The following is a 204-nucleotide window of genomic DNA, read 5'->3' as shown; positions in this document are numbered from 1 at the left end:
TGGCACTACCAGTGTCAGCCTGCAAGACGCTGGCATCGTCGACAGGGTCGATCTTCACGTCCAGGGTGCTGCTGGAGCCGGTGTTGGTGGTGTAGCCGATTTGTGGGACGTCGCCGTTGAAGTCTTTGTCTGGGGTGAAGGCGTAAGCGCCGTCGGTGCCGATGGTGATCGAACCCACGCCAGCAATAACAGCGGTCTGGCCCG

The 204-nt window shown here is 61.3% G+C and carries 1 protein-coding gene; it reads right to left on the bottom strand.

Going from position 1 to position 204, the window contains the following annotated elements; translation table 11 throughout:
* Positions 1-204, bottom strand: a 204-nt coding sequence (locus tag G7025_RS26635) for a cadherin-like domain-containing protein (protein ID WP_181081947.1), incomplete at both ends; no start/stop codon positions are given.

Source organism: Pseudomonas lurida (assembly GCF_013522705.1).
Taxonomy (GTDB): Bacteria; Pseudomonadota; Gammaproteobacteria; order Pseudomonadales; family Pseudomonadaceae; genus Aquipseudomonas; species Aquipseudomonas quebecensis.
This window is presented reverse-complemented; position numbering and strand designations above follow the sequence as displayed.